The sequence below is a fragment of the Nostoc edaphicum CCNP1411 genome, assembly GCF_014023275.1.
In the GTDB taxonomy this organism is placed as follows: Bacteria; Cyanobacteriota; Cyanobacteriia; order Cyanobacteriales; family Nostocaceae; genus Nostoc; species Nostoc edaphicum_A.
Genome location: NZ_CP054698.1, coordinates 2,788,455 through 2,805,394, shown reverse-complemented (window position 1 = coordinate 2,805,394; position 16,940 = coordinate 2,788,455). Strand labels below are relative to the sequence as shown.

The window sequence follows — 16,940 nt, the reverse complement described above, 5'->3', positions numbered from 1 at the left end:
AGCGATACTTGGAAAATGTTGTTTTTTAACTCTTAACTTTTTTGATAGCGCATTCCTGGTAGTTGCGAAACGAAACCCATAAGTTCCAGCTGTAACAAAGCACTGGAAACTGAGCCAGCAGCCATACTGGTTTGTTGGACAATAAAATCGAAGGGTAAAGCTTCACTTGCGATCGCATCCATTACCCTTTGTAGTTCTGGTGATAAAGTTGGCAAACTTAACTGTTCTGGTGTTGTGGAAACCTCGACTCCATCAAGTTGTGGTATTGCTCCTAGCATTGTTAACAGTTCATCTAGTTCCTTAAGAATGAAAGAAGCTCCCTGACTCAGTAACTTTAAGCACCCTTGCGAGGGGTAATCATCAAGTCTTCCAGGTAACGCATAGACATCTCTACCAAATTCATTTGCGTATGTGGCTGTTATTAAGGCACCAGATTTTAACGGCGCTTCCATGACCAAGATGGCGCGGCTTAAACCTGCAATAATTCTATTACGACGGGGAAAGTGCGTGCGATCGGGTGGGGTTTTTGTCGGGTACTCACTCACGACTAACCCCGCTGTCAAAATTTGCTGGTACAAATCCCGATTTTTATGTGGATAGATCACATCTACACCAGTTCCCAAAACTGCGATCGTGCGTCCGCCTGCTTTCATAGCAGCGCTGTGGCTTTCTGTGTCAATTCCCTCTGCCATTCCAGAAACAACTGTAAAGCCATTTTTAGCCAAAGCTGTGCTAATTTGGCGAGTCCAACGGATACCGTATTCTGAGGGTTGGCGTGTTCCAACAATTCCAACCAGCGGTTTTTGTCCGAGATTTTCTTGGAGTTCGACTTCACCGCGATAGTACAAAATCGGCGGCGGACTTGGAGTTTCCAGCAGTAAGCGGGGATAATCTGCATCTGCTGGTGTCCAGAAATGAGAGTTTTCCTGCTGGTGCTTGGTGAATAGTTGTTCTGGTTGCAAACGCGATCGCTGTTGTACTACTTTTTCTAATGTTTGCAAACCAAAACCTTCCACTTCTCCCAATTGTGCCTTGGTAGCGTTCCAAGCTGTTGCCAGCGTACCAAAATGCTGTTGCAGCCGTCGCAATAATACTGGGCCAATTCCAGAAATTTGTGCCCAAGCTAGCCAATATGCACCTTCTTCTACCACCGTTCCATCCTCACGCCTACTGGATTAAGTATTCCCAAATTTGACCTCATACCAATTCAATTAATAATTGCAACACATCCTTGGGTGAAGACGCGATGAATCGCGTCTCTACAAGATGGTTTATTTGTCGCATTCTATTTGCATACCTGCACCTCACCGGATTGAAAATGGCTATACCCTTGACCTTTTTTTAATTAAAAATTATTATTCTTAATTTTTAATTAATTAATTTGGGGTACAAGCCCCCACTGATAGCGCAGCGTTAGCGAGTCCGCGTACTCTTACAGAGAAGCAAGCTACGCGCAGCGTCTCGTAGAGAGCGTCTTGCAATTTTTAATTAATAATTTTTAATTTTTAATTGGAGCGAAGCGACTTGACTTTTGACCCTTGACTCTTGACTATTAACTATTGACTATCTATTTTTATATTTTGTGATGAAATATTTCTATCGTCTTCTAATAAGCCTATGTGGATGCCTAATATTTTTACTGCTGCATAGTGGACTTGGTTTGTTGCCTAGTTTGGCAGCCGAAAAAGTGACTGTCAGGTACGGATTGTTTGAGCAATCGATCCCGGTGGCAGATATACGCAACTATGACAAGACACAAAAGGCTTCTAGCGATTTGCAATCTTTCCTAGATTACCTAAGCGCTAAGGAGAAACAGAAGTTTCAAGATGCCCTTCAGGTGAAAATGTCTCTTGATATTGTGGCTTTAGATAAGCTGCTCAACACAGGAATGGGCAAGCAAATTTTATCTTTTGCTTCTAGTGCGATCGCTCGTCGCGATCAAGCCAGTACACAAGCACTACGATCTGCGCTGATTTTAGGATCAAAATCACCAGAAGGTCTAGGCATAACCAGCTTTCTAGAAGCTTATCCCAGTAATCAATTAGTTGTTGACGTGTCAAAAATTTCCCGGTTAGTTGGCATGGCAAACTCTTCTTCTAGTTCTGCTGATGCACCACCAAAGGACAATGTAAGTACTTCACCTTTAGGAAAAATTGCACTGCAATATCAGACACTCGCAGCCCAAGATAAACAATTTTCCGGTTGCTTGTTTGGCGATTCTATTTCGGCTGGACTTGGTAATACCCTTGGGAGTGGTACTTTTAATTTTGGGTTAAATGGTCTGAGTACAATCTCTTTATTGGAACAACTGAAAAGTTTAATTCCTACTAAGGTGAAATGCGAAAAAGCTATTATTGCCATAGGTGGAAATGATGCTTGGTATGGAATTAGTGATGAGTTGTTTAGCAAAAATCTCCAAGAGGCGATCGCACTTGTCCGAACAATGGGAAATAAAGAGATTTTTCTCATTCCGGCTTTTTATTCAACAGTTGCAGCAAGCTCAGATCCAACTGTAGCAGCCCCACTTTCTAGAGTTGAACAAATTAATGTTCTGATTAATCAAGTTGCTGAAACAGAAAAAGTGCCAGTTGCAGCAGCAGGACTAGCACCCTTGTATGAAAATAATGTTCTTAAAGAAAATTTGACCAGTGATGGCGACCATCTGAATGCAGAGGGTCTAAAAATTTATCGACAAGCATTATTAGAAATACTGGGTAAGTAAGTAAGTATGTCAACCTAGAAGCTTGTTTGAAAAGTGTTTCGCTGTGACTTTAGGCACTTTTCGATCCCCTCTAACCCCCCTTCAAAAGGCTACGGTGTACACACAAGTCTGAAGTAGTTTACGAATCTGGTTTTTACCCTACCCTAACCCTCCCCTTGCAAAGGGGAGGGAACTGGAATCAAAGACCCCCAACTTCTCAAATAAGTCGGGGAATTACGAATTACGAATTACAAATTACGAATTACGAATTATCACTATTAGGCTTTCCAGTCCAAAAAGCGTGCATAAACATAAGCGATCGCTTCATCAATAATTGTCCGCACACCTGCGCTAGAAGCCCACCATTTCTCTGGATCGTAATCTTGCGTTTTGGCAGCAATCACACCAACTTTGATATCAGGATTCAGTAATTTTTTGAAAATTAGCCAACTCCTACGGGTATGAACATCCAAAGAAAAAAGATTAATTGATTCTATCTGTAAATTTGAATTGGATAGCCAGCGATAAAATTCAGCAGCCGATGCATAACTACGATCCTTAACCACGAAAGGTGTCGGAACAGCTACCACTTTTTCTGTTTCTAAACCAAGTTTTATGAAGGTGGCGGCTGTCACCTCTGCAAAGTTCTTGTATCCGGTAAGATAACTTCCTTTTCCTAATGTGCCTCCAGTAGTAATTATTTGATAATAAGAACCGTTTTGAAATTCAGCCAAAGCTTCTTCTATAGCGTAATCTGGTAGCCATCCTTCAACAATTAATGCTTGTGCCGATTTGATTGGGGAAGTTACGGCGAGAAATGAGTGTACATGAGTAATAGTGAAAAATATTAAATAAGCAATCAAAGCGATCGCAATCGCCCACCCTTGAGCCGTAAGTGTCCACATTTCTTGGCGTTTGATTAGTTTGACTTTTGGAAATTTTTGACACCGACGATTTTTTACCTGCATTAAACCTTAGCTAAACGTTGTTCTTTTAAGTAGGTAAATACAGACTTATCTCCAATATCCGCAGGAATTTCTTGTACTGTCTTTCGCAGAGCAAACACTAAAAATAATGTCGCCCAAATTCCTAATAAAATACTTTCTCCTTGAGTTGGTAAGATTCCCACCAAATGTCCTAATAATAGTAGCGGTACTATTGGGGTTAATATTTTGGTTTCCAGGCGATTGAAGCAAAAAGCCTCTTTAAAATAAATACCTGTCAAAGCAACGAAGATAAAACCAACTCCGAATAAGGTAATCGGCTGATTATAAACAGTAAGAGCCAAAGGTTCACTACTAGAGATTGTCAATATCACTGATGCGATAGTACCGATCGCCCAAAAAACTTGCAAAGTTCGGTGCAGTGATGCCATGTAGATATGAATGGTAAATAAACTTACACCAAGGGCGAGACTAAAACAAGCATATAGAGGTGTCAGTATGGTGAAAACGGTCGGGTTATTGTTGAATAAAATCAAAGCGCTGCCGATGGCAAAGCTCAGTGCTGCTACCATTAACCCAGCGCGGTAGATAATTACGCCAGTGCGATCGCTCTGAGTAATTGTAAATTCTCCAAACTGGCCTTGATAAACTTCTGGTGCTGAGAGTGTTTGTGTAGTCATAGTTAAGAATATAATTATGATTCTCTAGTAGAGTACAACAAGAAATTGCTCAAGGGTTACTTTTATTATTATGAGCAATGAAACGAACTTAATGTCACCATTTCTAAACTTATGTCTTTCAGCAGTTGCTTTATTGCAATTAAAGTCTTATAAAAACAAGACTTGTAGAGCATCTTGTAAATTAATCTGTAACTGTGAGTGAGCATTGCCGCGATTAATGGCAATTTCTACCCAGCCGTGACTGCCAACTAAAGCTATTATCTCTCCCACCTTGACATCACTGTAAGTTTCACAGCCTGGTATATTCAACCCGGCGGCTTGCACACACCAAGTTTTGCCTTGGACGTAACTCTCTGGAATGTTGCTGACTAGGTTGCCAAAGTGGTCAATATATTGAATGCAACCCGCTACACCATTGGTTGTCTGCTTGCACTTATCTATATCTAGTTTGACCAAACTTGCTGGATCAATTTCTTTTCCTAGCTGTTTGAGGGACACACCACTAGCAAGATTAGCTCCCACTGATGCAAAGATATCCCTACCGTGAAAAGTCTTGCTTGGTTGAGGAGTTCGCCAATAGTTAAGATTTGTGAGTTCGACGGCTGCGATCGCTGGACTTTGACTGAGTACGCCGCTGAATATACCATTATCTGGGCCTACGAGAAACCCTTGAGCAAATTCTACTGCGATCGCTCGTCGTTTGCTTCCCACACCCGGATCTACTACTGCTACATGCACTGTCCCCACTGGGAAATAGGGATAAGCATTCATTAGGCTAAACCTGGCTGCTGCGACATCTTGCGGCGGAATTTGGTGTGTTAAGTCTACTACCCTCAGTCTGGAGTTGATTTGGGCTATGACTCCCTTCATTATGCCTACATAAACATCGCGATCGCCGAAATCGCTTAGTAAAGTCACGGGTGGTTGTTGATCTATCTGTCTATTAGACATATTTTGGTAAAATTATATAAAAAATATATTTTCTGTAGCAACAGCTACAAAATATATGTTATGTTAAGAAGACAAGACAATAAAGTGAAAAATTAAACCAGGTAATCACTATGAATCAAAATAGACTACAAAGTGTGAGCAAAGCACGAGAAACTCACAGAGCGAATATTCAAAAAAGCCTAGAGCATCGCTTAGAAATAGCCAGAGCAAAAGGCGACGAACAGCTGATTCGTCAACTGGAAGCTGAAATGAGATATTCCAGTTAAATCAAGTTTTCATTGTTCATAGTTTTGTTGTTTAACCCGCTACGGCGGGTTTTTTCTTTTCAAATCATGCCACTACTGCAATGGTAAAGCGTAATGGTAAAACTCTTCGTTCTTAATGTAATCTCGCGCTTCATAGAGTTTTTGCGCAGTTATGTTAGAAATTTGAGTAGCTAAAATTACTCGAATGGCTCCACTTTCTTGTGCATATTTTTCCGCAACACTCATCAATAACTTTGCAATTCCCTTGCGGCGATACGACTCTTCCACATACAAATCGTTCAATATCCATATTCGTTTCATTGACACTGAAGAAAAGCTGGGATAAAGCTGAGTAAATCCAACTAATTCTCCATTGTCATTAGCTGCAAATATTACCGAGTCATTATTCTGGAAACGTTCTTTGAGAAACTTTTTAGCAGCTTCAAGGTTTGATGGCTGATTGTAAAAAATACGATACCGATCAAATAGTACTGAAATACTTTCAATATGATTAATATTAGCTAAGAAAACTTCCATTGAGTGTCCTCATCACTTCAATGCAGTTTATACCCAATACTGCTAATTTAAGGGAAATGGGAGATGAAATCAAGAAAAATATTTGCTTTCTCAATCAAAGTAATTGGTGGGCATTGCCCACCCTACTTAGAGTATGTTTGAAAAGTCCTCTTGCTGGTAGCAAAACGTTCTAGATCCCCCTAAATCCCCCTTAAAAAGGGGGACTTTAATTCCGGTTCCCCCCTTTTTTAGGCTACGGTGTATACACAAGTCAAATTACCCCCCTTAATCCCCCCTTGCCAAGGGGGGAAACAAGAAAATTTAGTTCCCTCCCCTTTGCAAGGGGAGGGTTAGGGTGGGGTAAACCCTTGGTTAATCAGCTATTTCATACTTGTGTATACACCGTAGCTTTTTAAGGGGGGTTAGGGGGAATCAACAAGTGACTAAAATCACAGCTAACTACTTTTCAAACAACCTCTTATGATTTATGCTAGGACTTTGGCTAATGAGTGAAACATGGATGTAATTACAAATGAATTTAATAAACATTTTTCTAAATGGAAAATTACTTTGCCAGAAGAGAATATACAAAAGCGTCAGAAAGGTTCAATTTTTCAATCTGGTTGGAAGATAAATTTTATTTTTGGGATAAAAGATGATGCTGAGTACCTTGAGTTTTACGCTATGCATAGAATGACCAATGATCGTCACATCATAATTTATGAAAATGGAGAAAAAGAACACTTAGAGTGTTTAGAGACTCCATTAGAATACAGTTCAGCAATTGATGAAAGGCAAAGGGAGCATAATAAACATAACAGAATAGTTAGAGAGGAACTGAGCTATAAAGGCTTACTTTAACTTTCTGTGCTCCCCTTGCGCTTTGTTAAGACTTTGGTTTATAAGTCGAAGCAACGTGCAATTCCTTCAATTGTTTAGCATCTACACTCGAAGGTGCATCTGTTAACAAACAACGTGCTTGTTGTGTCTTCGGAAAAGCAATGACATCTCGAATAGATTCTTCTCCAGCTAGCAACATTACCAAACGATCTAAACCGTAGGCAATGCCACCATGCGGCGGTGTACCATATTCAAATGCTTCTAAGAGAAAGCCAAATTTACTTTGTGCTTCTTCAGGAGATAATCCAATTGCTTCAAATACTTGCTGTTGAATTTCTCGCTGATAAATCCGCAGACTTCCGCCGCCAACTTCTACGCCGTTAAGTACTAAGTCGTAAGCTTGGGCGCGTGCAGTCTTTAAGTCGCTCAAATCATCGGGATGCGGTGCTGTAAATGGGTGGTGCAATGCTTCTAGACGCTTTTCGTCAGCATTCCACTCAAACATTGGGAAATCTGTAATCCAGAGTAAGTTGATTTTTTCTGGATCAATTAAACCAAATTCTTTAGCGATCGCTTGTCGTAATCTATCTAAAGTTTTATTAACTGTAGCAGCATCACCAGCCCCAAACAACAGCAAATGTCCAGCTTTTGCACCTGTACGGCGCAAAATTTCTTGTTTTTGTTCTTCGCTGAGGTTGTCTTTAATAGCGCCAATGGTGTCAATTTCGCCATCATCCCTAACACGGATATAAGCTAAACCTCTAGCACCGGCTTCACTGGCTTCTTTGAATAAATCGCCACCTGGTTTAATTCGGACATTAGAAATTACATCGTTACCGTTGGGAATGGGTAAGATTTTGACGATACCACCATTGGTAACAGTGTCTCGAAAGACTTTGAAACCTGACTCTTTCACAATATCTGAGACATCAGCTAATTCCAAACCATAGCGGGTATCTGGTTTATCACTCCCATAGCGTTCCATTCCCTCAGCATAAGTGAGACGAGGGAAAGGACGCTGTAACTCAATGCCTTTAACTGTTTTGAAGATATGGCAAACTAAGTTCTCATTTAGTTCAATAATTTCTTCTTGGGACATGAAGCTCATTTCCATGTCCAACTGGGTGAATTCCGGTTGTCTGTCAGCGCGTAAATCTTCGTCACGAAAACAACGGGCAATTTGATAATATCTGTCTAAACCGGATACCATCAGCAATTGTTTAAATAGCTGGGGTGATTGCGGTAAAGCATACCACTCGCCAGGATTGACGCGACTGGGTAGAACGTAATCCCGCGCTCCTTCTGGGGTAGAACGGGTAAGTATTGGAGTTTCGACTTCGATAAAACCTTCTAAATCTTCTAGATAACGACGCATGGCTTTGACAATTTGATGACGCAGTTGCAAATTTTGCGCCATGCGTTCGCGTCGCAAATCTAAATAACGATATTTCAGCCGCAAGTCTTCGCGCACTGTCTCAGTGTCAGCTACGGAAACTTGGAAAGGTAACTGTTTGCGAACAGCATTGAGAAGTTTAATTTTATCGGCGTAGATTTCCACCTCGCCTGTTGGGATGCGGGTATTCAGCGATTCTTCAGGACGTTGTGTTACCCTACCAGTGATTTCAACAACATATTCATTTCGCAGGGCGTTTGCATGTTCGTAAGAATCTGGGGTGCGTTGCGGATCACTGACGATTTGGACGATTCCAGAGCGATCGCGTAAATCTAAAAATATCACACCACCGTGATCGCGGCGACGGTCTACCCATCCGTAAAAGGTAACTGTTTCTCCAATATGTTCTTTTCGGAGTTCGCCGCAATAATGAGTTCGCATAAGTGTTAATTATTGTTTCCTGGGCTAGATTGAGAAGAAAATGTCAAAGCCTTCCCATTATCTAGCATCAATAGTAATTGTAGTAGTTCTGGTGAAATAAAAAATCAAATAATTTCACACTATATATATAAAGGAAGCCATAACACCGGAAAGCTGGCTTTTGCATACACAGGGAGGTGAAAAACTATCACACAGATAGCAGCAATTACCAGCTTAATGAATGTCCATACTCGATTCTGTTTAGTCCGAATTGAAAAAGAGCAGTTTTTCCCAGAGTGGTCTGAGGGATTGCCTAAAATTACTGAAGCTGAAAAAAACCTCTCTGGATGTATTGCGGCGCAGATATCTATATCATCGCAGCGGAGGTGATTTGTTAGAAGGGACAGTGATGTTGTTGGTGGTGTCTCCTTAAAATTGCCGCAGAGTCATCAGTAAAGTTAGTGCTGAGTGTGGCGACAAATACTTCACCATGATTTACAAAAGCTTGAGTGTTTCTTCTTAATGTTGTAACATTGATGACTAACATTACAACATTAAGAAGAAACGCTGTAATGTTGATGACCAACGTTGTAACCTTAAAAAGAAACATCGTAATGTTAATTAACAATGTTGTAACATTAAGGACAAACATTGCCATGTTAATGACCAACGTTGTAATGTCAAGGACAAACATTGCAATGTTGGTGACCAATGTTATAATTTTGATAAGGAAAAAATAATTATTTTATTGATAACATTAATATTACTAATAATTGCTTGAATATTCAAAGATCAGGGCACAGAGTTATGCTCTTAAAGCTTTATTTCAAATTTTTTGGGTTTCGGGTGATCCGCTTGCAATTCTAAGCGCAGTAGGGGCGCACAGATATCACTGGTGTCAACTTAAGCCAAATATAGCGTACTGATTGGGTGTTGTTCACCCGCCAGCCAGGGATTGTAAATCCCTGACTAATTGCTCAAGTCTACTGAAGTAGACTGAAAATTTTTGCGCTATGAAGTCCTCTGAAGAGGACTTTAGCTATGAGACAGGGATTTACAATCCCTGGCGGACGTGTTGGCGGACGTGCGGTTTCGCGTTAAGTTGACACCAATGACAGATATACGCCCCTATCGCCGCACCCTTCGCATCCTCTTTAACGAGAGTAAGGGTGATTGAAGGTATCCCAAGCAGCAATAGCCGCCTTTTGCAGGCGAAAGCTGAAGTCTACTACATCTTTCATCAATAAGTGCCAGTTTCTCTCAGCTTCATCCTGAATTATCGCCCAAGAGTTTTCTAAGCGATCGCGTTCCATCAATTTCCTTCCTTCAATTAATGCCCGTGTTTGACGCACAACTTTCAAATATGTCTCACGGGTGAGAGTACCTGCGGAATCAGCCTCAGCTTGAGCGCGTCTTTTTAGAGCCTCAATCAGCGCTTTAGTTTCGCGCTTCACCTCATCAGTTTCACCAGCCATTTCAGTTTCCACTAATTCGTCGGTTTCAGAACTGATTTCTACAATTACGATAGATTCGGTAGATTCAATTACTGTAGTTTCAATGGATTCGATGTTGTTAGCATTCATAGTTAAAACATCCCTAATTGCAAAGTGTGTCCGTTGATGAAAACTGCACCCTGTAATAGTAGTAATAAGTCATTGCAAATCTCACAAATGACAAATGACAAATTAATAAGTTTTTGTTGGCAGTTGTTGCTCTAATTTGAGCAATGCTGCAACTCGCACTTCTGTAGCAGGATGACTGGAGAATAAATTACCCAGAAATTGTCCAGAGATAGAATTGATAATTAATAACGGCTCATAAGCTGGATTGGCATTTAAAGGTATCTGTTTTGCTGAGGCTTCTAACCGTTGCAATGCCCTAGCTAAGGCGCGGGGATTACCAGTTAATCTAGCAGAACCGGCATCAGCAGAGAATTCTCGTGTGCGCGAAATTGCTAGCTGAATAATTGTCGCCGCCACTGGTGCTAGTATGACTGTTAATAAAACTCCTATTGGATTTCCACCTCTGTTGTCATTTCGTGAACCACCGCCAAACCATAGGCTGTAACTAACCATTTGGGCTAGGAATGAGATAGCACCAGCAACAGTAGCAGCAACAGCTTGTGTGAGGGTGTCACGATTAATAATGTGGGTGAGTTTGTGGGCGATAACGCCTTCGAGTTCGTCCTCTGGCAATATATTTAAAATACCTTCGGTGACAGCCACAGCAGCGTGTTCGGGATCTCGCCCTGTAGCAAAGGCGTTTGCACCTTGACTAGGGACGATGTAAACTCTGGGCATGGGAATATTGGCGCGATCGCTCAATTTTTGCACCATCTGATAAAGTCCTGGTGCTTCCCTTTCACTCACAGGCTGGGCCCGATATACTGCTAACGCAATCTTATCTGATTGATACCAGGAAAACAGGTTTGTTACTGCTGCCAAGCCAATCCCAATAATCAAGCCACTAGAACCGCCAATTACCCAGTAACTAATTGCGATTAAAAGACCACTTAGCGCAGCAAGCATTGCAGCCGTTTTCAATTGATTTGTCATGTTTTCGCTCTCCTGCTAATGCTGTGTAACTTTTTGAAAAAACAGCATTACTTCAGCTACACTTCGATTGTATCCAGCTAAACTTAGATATATGGTACAGAAAACCTATCAGAGAAGTACGGTTTTCTCACTTAACTTTTAGAAATACTAATTTAGTTGTTTTTGATACTTATCTACTATTAATAAAATCACTCATTTATAAGTACCAAAATTACATCTATAGGAATCATATTTGATTTCTGAAAAAAACTACGAGATAATACGGACAGAATATTTGTCTAATAGCTAACAATGATAAACCAGCATCTACAAGCCGCGATCGCAGAACTACAAGAATTTATAGATGATCGCCCAGATGCGCGTGAGGTGAGGAAAGCGTTGGCAGTCAAATTGGTTTATCAAGGCTACAAGTATGAGGAAATTCAAACAATTTTAGATGTGTCACTGGGTTCGATAACAAGCTGGAAGCAAGCTTATGAGGAAGATGGAATTTCGGGACTGCGCCTGAACCACAAGGGAAAAAAAAGTTACTTAACTGCTCAACAACGAGAAGAAGTTTTAAGTTGGTTGCAAACAAAAGAATGTTGGGAACTTGGTGAACTCGAATATAAATTGGCTTTTTGAATATGATGTAACTTATGAGTCAAAGCGGAGCTATTATGACTTATTTGATGCGGCAGGAATTAGTTGGAAGAAAACTACTTCTTTAAATCCAAAAGCTGACGAGGACGCTGTTGCTGCAAAAAAAAAAGAGATTGAAACACTATTGGCAAGGCATCGGCAGGAAATTGAAGAAGGAAAGTTGAGAGTATTGCTGCTTGATGAGTGTCATTTAATGTGGGGAGATTTAAGTGGGTATGTCTGGGGAAAAACTGACCAAGAAATAGCAGTGAGAGTTGTTAATATACGAGACAAACAGACATACTACGGGGCAGTTGACTATCTGGAGGGAAGCTTACTACTAAAAGCGTATAACGCAGGTAACTCAGAAAATACAATTGATTATCTACGTTATTTATTAGATCAGTCCCCCAATCAAAGATTACTTCTTTTTTGGGATGGTGCTTCTTACCATCGTTCACATCTGGTTCAAAACTTTTTAGGCGAGGTAAACCAAGATTTGTCTCAAGAGGAGTGGAAAATTCACTGCGTCCGCTTTGCTCCTAATTGCCCGTCACAAAATCCAATTGAGGATATTTGGTTACAAGCTAAAACCTGGGTGCGGCGTTTCTGTGCCTTGATTCCTTCGTTCTCACATCTCAAATGGATGTTTGAGTGGTTTATCCGGCACACTACCTTTGATTTTGCGACTCTTCAAATGTACGGAGCTTTTTCAGAAATCAAATATTAGTCCTATATCTACAGAAGTAAATTGTTTGTCTAGGGAGAAATTATAAGTTAATTGCCATTAATTTAGATCCAGTTACTTATACAAGTTATAAAAATCATATTTGATTTCTGAAAAAATCTCGGTAGTCTTGAATGGACTGCTAGGCTAAAATGTTACAAAAAAATGTAGGTTGGGTGGAGGCTTTGCATAACCCAACCTCCTACTATATGTTGGGTTGCGCTCTACGTCTTGTGCCGAGCATCTCGACTACTTCAACTCCCTTCCTTACGCAAGGCTACGCGTAGCTTGACTGCGATACCTTGCTTTTTCCCCAATCCCCAGTTCAATTTGTATCTTGAATAAATGGTTTCAAGTAGGCTGTAACTCTTAATTTACTGAGTCTTCGCACTAGTAATAAAGCTTGTTGTTTATATAATGCTACTGGTAGCGGTGCAGGCAAATTATGCATTAACTCTCTAGCTACGCCGATGTTACATCCCGATATTATACTGATTTCATTTGCACCATCAAAAATAGCATCTTGAGCTAAAACTTTCTCAATTTGTACTTGCCAATTTCGAGGAAACATTTCACCTCGTTCAATCCGCTGGAGGCTATGACTATTTGCCAGAACAATCAGGCGATCGCCAATAGAAAGTTGTGTATGATCGGCAGGCATGAACTTAACAGGCGATCGCCTAAGACTTTGATATAAAATTGGTACAACTCCATAACCATAGGCAACCTCAGCCAATAGTAATCCATTCAGTGTATCTCCAGCTTCAATCATGTACTCTACTACCAAAATAGTTTGAGTATCGAAGTTAAATAAGCTGAGAATATTTTCTCCAAAAGCCGCAGCAGCAAATACTTCTGCTGAAATAGCAGAGGTACAAATAACTTGAGCATAAGGAAACAATCGTGCGACATTATCACGAAAGTATCGGTCGTAAGTCCGAATGACCACACGAGTTTTAGGACTTTTAGCGTATGCCATCAAAGCTATTTCCAAATTTTCCATGTCATCGTCCGTAACTACAACGACACTTTTACTATTAGCGAGATTTACCTTGTCTAAAGCATCGGTAATATTATCAATAATCAGTGGAATTTTGTTGATAAAATCGGCGTTAAGTGCTGTGCTACTAATACCCACTACAGGTTGCTTGAATTCTTGTAACAAAGCCGCGACTCGCTGACCAACTCTATTTAACCCAATAAGTACAACATGGTCTTTTTGGGGGATTGATGGCTGGTAATTATTAAAAAACTGGAACCTTGAACTTAACAGAGCATCAGTTAGCAACGCATATAAAACCCCAACAAAACCTATACCAGTTACAGTTAGTGCGAGGCTAAACAATCGCAACCATCCTGGCATATTTTCAGCCTGTTCTGGTGGCGTTTTAAAATTCACACCGCCAAAGACATCTCCATATCCTCCCAGAAGCAAGACAGCAATAGCATAAAATGCTTCTATTATGTTACTTTCAGGATAATTTAAGATATAAATAATTGTTCCAAAACACCAAAGAAAAAGTACTGTAATTCCACAGATAATTGCCACCCGCAAACTCTGATAACGAGAGAATGTCCGCAAAAGATATGCTATTTTATTTTTTAAATTTTTCCAGGTTCTACCTAATACAATCTCTTGCCATAACTGCTGCCAGTTGTATTTACGCACAGTAGCAATTTGTTTTAAACTTTTAAGCTGCTCTGTAACTTCGATATAAATAATCGTATCGCCTGGGTTTAATGTCGCTTCTGGTTCCCACTGATGAAACTCTTTAGGCAAAGGAGATGAATCATTAGCGTAATTTAATACCCGACGATATAAAGTATTTAGTTCATGTATATGCCATTTATTGGCCCAGTTATCACTTATTTTTATCTGACGCTTTACTACCCGAAATTGGCGTTCTTCCAGTTGGAAATATCCAAGATTGTCATCTCCAAGGGCTGCAAGAGCAAAGCCAGAAGCGGAAATTTGATTTGGCTCAAAGGCAATAAAATTACCAAGAGTCTGACTTAACAGTTCATTGAGATTTTGTTTGTCAGAACGTACAACCAGGCGAACTTGAGGATTTAAAAGCCTTGCGGCAAAGGCAGCTTCTATATTTACTCGTTCATTGCTAGTGACTAAAAGTACAGTTCGACACCGAGAAATGTTTGCCTGTTCTAAAACACTGCTCTGACGACAATCTCCGATGAATAAGTTTTCTAATAAACTTAATAAATTTGGTATTTCCAAATGTTGGGGTTGTTCTTGGTCAATAGCATTAACAACAGCACCATACTCTTTTAGGACTGCAACGCAATGCTGACCCAAACTTCCTAGCCCACAAACTAAAAACTGATCTAGTTTTGTCTGAGAATCTTTAACAGGTTGATAATTACTTTCTGATGATGGCAGCATATAATACCGCCAATGATATACATTATTTATCTATATCGTAGAATACCAAAGATATTGACTCACAGCAAAAATGGTATTATCAATTTAATGAAAAACTATTAATGGTGATGGAGCTCGCCAAAACCGCCTTTCCAAACGGATAAATTCTGATATGGAAGGCTGATGGCTCCTACTTTCTTCGCTAACTGCGGGAGAGTAGGGCTTGGCTAAATGCATTACCTGACTCCCCTGTAGAAAGTGTAAATCTACAAATCGCGCCTCAAGGAGTCATGGAATGCTAGCCAGTGTATTGTGGATTTTAATGATGGGCTTTTTTGTCGGTCAACTTGCCCGTCGTTTAGGCGCTCCGCCTTTAATTGGCATGATTTTAGTGGGGATTATCCTTGGGCCCCAAGTTCGGAATGTCATCAGTGAAGATGTGCTGGGTGCTGCTGATGAGTTAAGAACTTTGGCAGTAATGATTATTTTAATGAAAGCCGGATTGGGTTTAGATAGAGAAAAGCTAGCTCAACAGGGAACAGTGGCGCTGCGCTTAGGATTTTTGCCAGCAGCAACAGAAGCGATCGCGATCGCAATTACCGCTATGATAATTTTTAAATTTGACTTTCCCACTGGATTACTCTTGGGCTGTGTAATTGGCGCTGAATCTCCAGCTGTAATTGTCCCAGGAATGCTGAGGTTGAAAAGTTTAGGTTGGGGTGTCACAAAAGGAATTCCCGATGCAATTTTAACTGGTAGTGCTTTATCAGATGTACTGCTATTGCTAGTTTTCAGCCTACTGCTAAGTTTCTTAGGTGACGGAGGTGTTGAGCAGATTACCCTACCTGGGGGATTCACTTTGACTGCTCTGCAATTGCTGCCGTTCCAAATTATCATGCAAATATTGCTGGGAGTCTTGTTTGGCTATTTAGCAGCCCGTTTATTAGTTTTACTATTAACTAAACAAAACTGGACTCAGAATATTGTTCAAGATACTGTGATTGCTGCCAGTTTAGCTTTATTCCTGGTAATTGTCGCTCATGCTTTGCCTTATTTTTCTGGTTATTTAGCAGCAATGGCTATGGGTTTTTTCTTAATTGAATTAGATCCTCCCTTAGCCCGAAGATTACGCGGTGGATTTGACAGTTTATGGATAGTAGCTGAGATTTTTTTGTTTGTCTTGTTAGGGGCAACTATTCAACTGCAAGTATTAGAGAAAATTCTGTTACCCGGTATTGTAATTCTGGCAATCGGTTTACTCATTGGTAGGATGTTGGGCTGGTATCTTTCAACCTTGGGTAGTAATTGGAATTGGCGAGAAAAATTATTTCTGCTACCAGGAAACTCAGCCAAAGCCACAGTCCAAGCCGCCATTGGGGCAATACCCCTTTCCCAAGGAATTGCTGGAGGTGAGATAATTTTAGCGATCGCAGCTCTATCAATTTTAATCACAGCACCATTAGGCGCTTGGGCAACTATGACTTTTGCCCCGAAATTGCTCACCAAAGGCGAAGTTGACCCGACCAAGGTAACAGTTGCTACTCGTACAGTATTGCTGGCAGCCGTGGATACATCGAGTTTAGCCACAGAAGTTTTAACCAAAGTCGCAGATTTAGCACGTCGTAGCAACGGGGAAGCGATCGTCTTGCATGTAGTTAACACCTCAAACCAGCAAGACATCCAAAAAATAGAAGAACAAAGCAAACAGTTGTTATCTGATATCAGGTACGAGTTTTTGACTGTTACAGGCACGATACCAGAAGAGATTATTCGCATTGCTAAAGAGTATTCTGTCACTGCGATCGTTATGGGAAAACGCGGACATCAACCTTGGGAGCAAGTGTTAATTGGTTCAGTATCACAAGCAGTCTTAGAAGCCAGCCCAATACCTGTAATCTTGCTAGAAAACCGTGAAATAAACTCAATTTAATTACGAATTACGTTAGCGTAGCGGGGCGAAGCCCATT

14 protein-coding genes, 1 pseudogene and 1 riboswitch are annotated in these 16,940 nt (G+C 40.6%); of the genes and pseudogenes, 5 read left to right on the top strand and 10 right to left on the bottom strand.

All coding sequences use genetic code 11. The features are described 5' to 3' along the window. Positions 1-32: 32 nt before the first annotated feature. The gene (dprA, locus tag HUN01_RS14115) at positions 33-1,151 is read right to left on the bottom strand and encodes a DNA-processing protein DprA (protein WP_181931804.1); all 1,119 of its coding nucleotides are present in this window, start codon (positions 1,149-1,151) and stop codon (positions 33-35) included. Between the two features lie 434 nt (positions 1,152-1,585). Between dprA and HUN01_RS14110 the strand changes: the two genes are divergently transcribed. Then, complete coding sequence (locus tag HUN01_RS14110) at positions 1,586-2,722, top strand: SGNH/GDSL hydrolase family protein (RefSeq protein WP_181931803.1); 1,137 nt, start codon at positions 1,586-1,588, stop codon at positions 2,720-2,722. A 257-nt stretch (positions 2,723-2,979) separates the two neighbouring features. Here HUN01_RS14110 and HUN01_RS14105 read toward each other — a convergent pair whose 3' ends face one another. From HUN01_RS14105 to HUN01_RS14095, 3 genes are all read right to left on the bottom strand, one after another. After that, positions 2,980-3,669, bottom strand: coding sequence for a YdcF family protein (locus HUN01_RS14105; protein WP_181931802.1), 690 nt, complete (start codon positions 3,667-3,669; stop codon positions 2,980-2,982). Further along, complete coding sequence (locus HUN01_RS14100; protein ID WP_181931801.1) at positions 3,669-4,325, bottom strand: DUF2301 domain-containing membrane protein; 657 nt, start codon at positions 4,323-4,325, stop codon at positions 3,669-3,671. Before HUN01_RS14100 ends, HUN01_RS14105 begins: the two co-directional genes overlap by 1 nt. A 147-nt stretch (positions 4,326-4,472) precedes the next feature. Next, the gene (locus tag HUN01_RS14095; protein ID WP_181931800.1) at positions 4,473-5,276 is read right to left on the bottom strand and encodes an SAM hydrolase/SAM-dependent halogenase family protein; all 804 of its coding nucleotides are present in this window, start codon (positions 5,274-5,276) and stop codon (positions 4,473-4,475) included. 110 nt (positions 5,277-5,386) lie between these two features. On the opposite strand from HUN01_RS14095, the gene pirA reads away from it, so the two are divergent. Beyond that, positions 5,387-5,542, top strand: coding sequence for an arginine synthesis PII-interacting regulator PirA (gene pirA, locus HUN01_RS14090; RefSeq protein ID WP_176727237.1), 156 nt, complete (start codon positions 5,387-5,389; stop codon positions 5,540-5,542). A 72-nt stretch (positions 5,543-5,614) separates the two neighbouring features. Here the strand turns inward: pirA and HUN01_RS14085 are convergent, their stop codons facing one another. Beyond that, positions 5,615-6,058, bottom strand: a complete 444-nt coding sequence (locus HUN01_RS14085; RefSeq protein WP_181931799.1) for a GNAT family N-acetyltransferase — start codon at positions 6,056-6,058, stop codon at positions 5,615-5,617. A 495-nt stretch (positions 6,059-6,553) separates the two neighbouring features. Here HUN01_RS14085 and HUN01_RS14080 point away from each other — a divergent pair, with 495 nt between their 5' ends. After that, on the top strand, positions 6,554-6,898 hold the full coding sequence (locus HUN01_RS14080) for a hypothetical protein (RefSeq protein WP_181931798.1): 345 nt from the start codon (positions 6,554-6,556) through the stop codon (positions 6,896-6,898). Between the two features lie 25 nt (positions 6,899-6,923). Here the strand turns inward: HUN01_RS14080 and aspS are convergent, their stop codons facing one another. The 4 genes from aspS to HUN01_RS14060 all read right to left on the bottom strand — a co-directional run bounded on the left by aspS (position 6,924) and on the right by HUN01_RS14060 (position 11,245). Further along, complete coding sequence (gene aspS / locus HUN01_RS14075) at positions 6,924-8,711, bottom strand: aspartate--tRNA ligase (protein WP_181931797.1); 1,788 nt, start codon at positions 8,709-8,711, stop codon at positions 6,924-6,926. A gap of 373 nt (positions 8,712-9,084) precedes the next feature. Further along, positions 9,085-9,276: a hypothetical protein gene (locus tag HUN01_RS14070; protein ID WP_181931796.1), complete on the bottom strand. Its 192-nt coding sequence runs from the start codon at positions 9,274-9,276 to the stop codon at positions 9,085-9,087. A 568-nt stretch (positions 9,277-9,844) separates the two neighbouring features. Then, positions 9,845-10,273: a hypothetical protein gene (locus tag HUN01_RS14065; RefSeq protein WP_181931795.1), complete on the bottom strand. Its 429-nt coding sequence runs from the start codon at positions 10,271-10,273 to the stop codon at positions 9,845-9,847. Positions 10,274-10,375: 102 nt separating this feature from the next. Then, complete coding sequence (locus tag HUN01_RS14060) at positions 10,376-11,245, bottom strand: zinc metalloprotease HtpX (RefSeq protein ID WP_181931794.1); 870 nt, start codon at positions 11,243-11,245, stop codon at positions 10,376-10,378. 315 nt (positions 11,246-11,560) lie between these two features. On the opposite strand from HUN01_RS14060, the pseudogene HUN01_RS14055 reads away from it, so the two are divergent. Continuing rightward, positions 11,561-12,596 (top strand): annotated as a pseudogene (locus tag HUN01_RS14055) (IS630 family transposase); the annotation flags it as partial. Between the two features lie 322 nt (positions 12,597-12,918). On the opposite strand, the gene HUN01_RS14050 reads toward HUN01_RS14055, so the two are convergent. Next, on the bottom strand, positions 12,919-14,994 hold the full coding sequence (locus HUN01_RS14050) for a potassium channel family protein (RefSeq protein WP_181931793.1): 2,076 nt from the start codon (positions 14,992-14,994) through the stop codon (positions 12,919-12,921). 94 nt (positions 14,995-15,088) lie between these two features. Continuing rightward, a riboswitch (Fluoride riboswitch) is annotated at positions 15,089-15,173 on the top strand. A 95-nt stretch (positions 15,174-15,268) separates the two neighbouring features. Here HUN01_RS14050 and HUN01_RS14045 point away from each other — a divergent pair. After that, positions 15,269-16,903, top strand: coding sequence for a cation:proton antiporter (locus tag HUN01_RS14045; protein ID WP_181931792.1), 1,635 nt, complete (start codon positions 15,269-15,271; stop codon positions 16,901-16,903). Positions 16,904-16,940 lie beyond the last annotated feature (37 nt).